The sequence below is a fragment of the Streptomyces sp. NH27 genome, from assembly GCF_056859195.1.
Map to the genome: position 1 here is coordinate 1 of NZ_JACEGK010000513.1, position 5844 is coordinate 5844.

At 70.6% G+C, this 5844-nt stretch carries 2 protein-coding genes; both read right to left on the reverse strand.

Going from position 1 to position 5844, the window contains the following annotated elements; genetic code table 11:
- Window positions 1–118: 118 nt before the first annotated feature.
- Complete coding sequence (locus tag AC13HU_RS30700; protein WP_483045241.1) at window positions 119–3703, reverse strand: glycoside hydrolase family 3 C-terminal domain-containing protein; 3585 nt, start codon at window positions 3701–3703, stop codon at window positions 119–121.
- Window positions 3704–4044: 341 nt separating this feature from the next.
- On the reverse strand, window positions 4045–5844 hold a 1800-nt coding region (locus AC13HU_RS30705), incomplete at its 5' end, for an ROK family transcriptional regulator (RefSeq protein ID WP_483045242.1).

The following is a 5844-nucleotide window of genomic DNA, read 5'->3' on the forward strand; positions in this document are numbered from 1 at the left end:
CCCATGACCCGTCCGGCCGGCTCACCGTTTCACCGGCTCGCTTCGTCGCCGTGTACACGTAGGAGGGGCCTGCGCAGGGGGCCCGCCCTGACGGGCGGCCGGCCCCCTGCGCGGGTGGTCAGCCGCCGATGGCCACGGAGAAGACGTGCATGGCGACCTGGTGGTCGACCACTCCGCTGCTGACGTTCGGCAGGGTGATGGCCTGCACGGTCTTGCCGGGCTGCAGGTTCACCGTCGACGCGTACATGTGCACGGTCTGGTTCTGCTGGCCGCCGCCGTTGTTGAGGTACGGCGTGGTGGCGGCGATGTCGCTGCCCTGGGTGGCGGAGCCGGACCACCAGTCGGCGAACGCGAGTGCGTACGTCTGGGTGGTGCCGTCGGTGTAGAGGATGGTGCCGGTACCCGAGGTGGAACCGAAGGCGCTGGTGCCGACGAAGCCGAGTTCGGCGCCGGAACCGTTGAGCTCGATCGCCTGGCCGCCGGCCACCACGTTGTCGGGGTTCCCGGTGCCCGCGGAGGCGGGCCACGGGAAGCTCACCCCGTCGTGGTCGGTGTTCTTGCCCGCGGTCCAACCGGCCGCCTGGAGCGCCTGGTCGGAGAAGCTGGCGCCCTCACCGTCCAGGTTGCCGGTCTTCGTGTCGGAGTCGTCGCTGATCGCGGAGTTGCCGTAGGCCGCGGTCAGCGAGGCGTACGGCACGGTGACCGACGTCTGCGCGGTGTGGTCGCCGCCGGGCGTGCCGACGGTGGCGTCCAGGGTGAAGGGCGCCGGGTCGGTACCGGCCGGGACGGCCACCGACCAGGTGGTGGTGGCCTTCTGGCCCGGTCCGACCTGGTCGAAGGTGGCCGGGGTGGTCGCGGTGGCGGTCCAGCCGTCGGGCGCCTTGAACCCGACGGTGATGCCCTTGACCGCGGCGGCGCTGCCGTTGATGTAGGTGGTGGTCGCGGTGAGCGTGCTGCCGGCCTCGGCGATCGGCGCCGCTTGAATCGTCAGGGAGTTGCGCACCACGATCGGGGCGGAGCCGGTGACCCCGCCGACCTTCGCGGAGATGGTGGCGACACCGTCGGCGACCGCGTGCACGGTGCCGTCCTTGTCGACGGTGGCGACCTTCGCGTCACTGCTGCTGTAGCTGACGGCTGTGTGCTTCAGGTCCACGAAGGACTGGTCGTTGTCGACCGCCTCCACCACGTTGTCCGCGGTGATGGACGTGTCGCGCTGCTCCTTGGAGTGGTCGGTGTCGTCCTTGATCCACCGGTTCTTGCCGGTCAGGCTGAAGGTGTCGCCCGCGTTGTAGACGACGTTCTCCGGCTGCACCGTGACGGTCTGCACCTTCGGGGTGAGCCGTCCGCTGATCCGCACGTTCGCGGTGCCCGCGACGTGCCCGGAGTCCGCGGCAACCTGGAACTGGTAGGGACCGTTGTAGACCGTCTGCCGGGAGTTCTTCGCGTCCCAGCTCGACAGGTCGGCGGCCTTGACGGTGATCGTCAGGTGCTGGCTGCGGCCGGGCTGGAGGACGCCGGTCTTGGCGAACCCGGCGAGCCGCTTCTTCGGCAGCTGGACGCCCTTGACCGTGAACGGCGTGGCGGCGTAGAGCTGGGCGACCGTCGCGCCCGCGGTCTTGCCGGTGTTCTTGACGTCGACGCCGATCTTCACCGAGCCGTCCGCGGTGATCTGCGCGTGGTCGGCACTGATGTGCGAGTAGGAGAAGGAGCTGTAACTCAGGCCGTACCCGAAGGGATAGGTCGGGGTGCCGGTGAAGTACTGGTAGGTGCGGCCGAGTCCGCCGGTCTGACCGGGGGTCAGCCCGTAATCGGACTTGTCCGGAAGCTGCGAGTCGTCCTTGTACCAGGTGAAGTTGAGGTGCCCGGACGGGTTCTGCCTGCCGAAGAGCACATCGGCGAGCGCGGAGCCCTGGGACTGGCCGTTATAGCCGCTGAAGACGATCGAGGAGACCTTCGACTGCTCGTCGTCGATCTTCACCGGCCCGTCCGACTGGATGACCAGCGCCAGTTTCGCGTTGCCGAGCGCGGCGGTCTGGTCGATCAGTGAGTCGTAGTTGCCGGGCATGTCGAGGTTGGCGCGGTCCGTGCCCTCCTCGCCGTTGTTCTCGTTGGTGCCGACGAACAGCACGACCAGGTCGGCGGACTGGATGTCGGCCTTGGTCTGGTCGCTGAGCGTCGCGGCGGCGGTGGCCGTCGAGGAAGTGCCGGCGGCGTCGAAGACCACGTCGGCATCCGGGTTGGCGGCCTTCACCTCGTCGGTGATGCCCTGCACCGGGCTGGTGGTGTGGTCCGGCGCGCTGGAGTACCCGCCCAGCGTCGTGGTGTTCGCCATGTTGCCGAGGATGACGATCTTCTTCGTCTTCGACGGGTCGACCGGCAGCAGCGGGCTGGTGCCGGTGGCGGGCGAGGAGTTCTTCAGCAGCACCAGCGAGTTGTCGGCGACCTTGGTGGCCAGCGCCTGGTGGGCCGGGCTCTCGATCTGGTCCTTGGTGATCGAGGTGTACTTCACGCTGCCGGCCGGGTCGAACTCACCGGTCTGCATCCGGACGGTGAAGACCTTCACCAGCGCGTTGTCGATGACGCCCTCGCTCAGCGCGCCGGCCTCGATGGCCTGCTCGATGTTGGCGGTGGTGGCCTCGTCGCCGGTGCAGTTCAGGTCGGTGCCGGCCCGCAGGGAGTACGCCTGGCCGCCGGCCTGGCCGGACATGGTCTTGCCGGTGGCGGTCTCGGTCCAGGTCGGGTTGTTCGCGTCATGGTCGGTGGTCCAGCCGGGCGGCGCCCAGTCGTGGCCGCCGGGGAACTGCCTCCAGTTGGTGCCGACCGCGCCGCAGTCGGAGGTGATGTAGCCGTCGAACCCGTAGGTGCGCTGGGCGAGTTCGTCGGTGGTGTAGGTGTCCGACGTGGACGGGGTGCCGTTGATCGCGTTGTACGACGTCATCAGGCCCGCGACGTGCGCGTCCTCGATCAGGTCGCGGAACTGGGCGGTGTAGTAGTCGCGCAGGTCCGTGTCGTTGACGTCGGAGCTGATCCCGGTGCGGTTGTCCTCGACGTTGTTCAGCGCGTAGTGCTTGGCGGTGGCGGCGACCTTGAGGTAGCCGGTCTGCGAGGTGCCGTCCGGGTTGTTGCCCTCGTAGCCGTCGACGAACTGCCCGGCCATCTGCCCGACGAAGTACGGGTCCTCGCCGAACGCCTCGTCGGTGCGGCCCCAGCGCGGGTCCCGGTCGAGGTTGACCGTCGGCGCCCAGTAGGTCAGGTCGCCGTAGTCGTCGGCGGACGGGCCGAGGTTGTTCTGGCCGGTGCCGAAGAGCGACTTGTCGAGGAACCCGCGGGCCTCGTCGGAGATCGCGGTGCTCTCCTGGTACATCAGGCTCTTGTCCCAGGACATCGACGAGGCGAAGTTGGTGGGGAAACTGGTGGAGTGGACGCCGCCCTGCACCCCGCCGTTGTTCTGGTCCGCGCCGAGGTTGTTGACGCCGTGCTGGCCCTCGCTCCAGTACGTGTACTGCTGCACCCCCAACCGCGGGATGGCCGGGCCGCTGTTCGTACTGAGCTGCTGCACCTTCTCCTGGAGCGTCATCCGCGACACCAGGTCGGCGGCCCGCTCCTGGAAGGAGTAGTGCGTGTCCAGGTAGATCGGCGTGCTCGCCGCCGCGTGCGGGGCCTGTGCCACGGCGGTACCGCCGTAGGTGGCACTCAGCCCCATTGCGCACGCCATCGCGCACGCTGCGGCCAGGCCCGCGCGCCGACGCCTTCGCTTGTCCATCCTGCCTCCGTCGTCCGGGGAGTGTCATCAAGCGTGATCAAGCGGAACACCCGGGCCAGCTACGGCCCTTGCGACGAACTTTGGTGCAAGTCCGAAGAAAGTCCGGGGCTTGCATTCTCAATGCGGCAGTTTGTTGCCAGATTTGACGTCGAGTCAAGAGTTCCGACCGGACCGGGTGCCGTTGTTTTGACTGATGACGACGAAACCTCGATGCACGGGTTCCGTCCGGGCGACGGTGCCGGCGCCCGGACGGCCGGCTTCCGGGCGGACGCCGGCCGCCCCTACGCCCGGGCGCGGGTGCGCAGGCGCGGGGTGAAGGTGGCGTGGAAGATCGTGGACGCGGCGCCCACCGCGGCGGCCTCGGCGCTGAGCACGGACGGTTCGACCTCGACCCGGCGCAGCCGGCGCGCGGTGGGGAAGTCGTTGACCACCCGGTGGATCTCGTCGAGGTAGAAGCCCGCGGTGTCCTCGGTGAAGAACGGCCCGCCCAGCACGATCAGGTCGATGTCGAGCAGGTCGACCAGGCCCAGCGCGCCGCGGCCGACCGCGCCGGCGACCTCCCGCAGCGCGGCGGCGGCCGCCGCGTCGCCGGCCGCCGCGGCCCGCCCGACCTCGCGGTACTCGGCGGTGCTGCCGGCGGCCGCGCCGGAGGCGGGGAAGCCGTGCCGGGCGGCGAACTCCGGTACGGAACCGGGCGGGTTGCACTCCGGCACCATCTCCGGCCGCCCGTCGGGACCGGTGCGGCCCAGCGATATTGCGCAAAGCTGGCCGAACTCCCCCGCGTTGGCGCTCACTCCGCGGTAGAGGTCGCCGTTGAGGTAGAGGCCGGAGCCGACCCCGGTGCCGAGGTACAGGTAGGCGAAGTCGCGGGCCCTGCGGTCGCGGCCGATCCAGCGCTCTCCCGCCGCCGCGGCCAGCGAGTCCTTCTCGATGATCACCGGGCAGGGGAAGTGGTCCTTGAGCAGGTACAGCAGCGGGATGTCGTTCCACGCCGACATCAGCGGCGGGCCCAGCACCGTACCGGAGGCGATGTCCACCGGGCCCGGCACCGCCACGCCGATGCCGAGGAAGCCCTCCTCCGGCACCGAGCCCTGTGCCTTCTCCAGCGCCTCGCGTCCCAACGCGACGACCTGCGCGACGAATTCGGTCGGATCGGTGTCCGCGCCGACCGGCCGGGTGCAGGTGCAGACGATCGCGCCGTCGAGGTCGATCACCACGGCGGTCAGCACCTCGGGATCGATGTGCAGGCCGAGCGCGTGCGCGGCGGTGCCGCACAGCCGGACCGGGGTACGCGGCTTGCCCGAGGTGGCCCGGCGCTGCGCGTCCTCCACGAGGATGCCGCGGTCGATCAGCGAACGGGCGATCCGCGAGACGGACTGCTGGGTCAGTCCGGTGCGGTGGGCGATCTCGCCGCGGGTGATGGTGCCCGACAGCCGCACCGACTCGATCACCACGCACTCGTTGAACGAGCCGAGGTCGATCTGGTTCACCCCGCTGGAGGTGATCGGCTCCGCCGGGGCGGCCGCGCTCGAAGGGGGCGTCGTGGCCGGCGCGTTCGCGGTGGCCGGTACGGCCGGTGCCGGCGGTACGGGCGCGCTGCTGCGCAGGTGGCCTGCGACGTTCTCGCGCAGCCACCGTACGGGGGTGCCGCCGCGGCCGAGCGCCGCGACCAGGTCGAGATAGACGCGGCGCGAGGACTCGGGGTGACTGGTGCTGTCCAGGGCGGCCATCGCGCGCAGGAAGCTGCGCCAGGAGGCGTTGGCCGGCAGCAGGTGCGACGTCACGCCGATCGTCCCGGTGCCGGCCGGACCGGTTTCGGCGAGGGCGCAGTCCCACAAGGTCACCGCGTGCAGGGCGATGTCGGGGTGGTGGGCGGTGGCCTCGGCGAGGTAGCCGGCCAGTTCCGGGTCGCGGCCGGCAGCCGTGCGGGGCTCGTCCGGGTACGCCCCGCCCGGGTGGAGTGCGTCCATCGCACCGGCCAGCCCGGACAGCACGTCCTCGCCGAGCACCGTGGCCACGGCGGCAGGCGGCGGCGCGTCCGGGCGGGTGCCGGCCAGCAGGACCGCGCGGCGGTCGTCCAC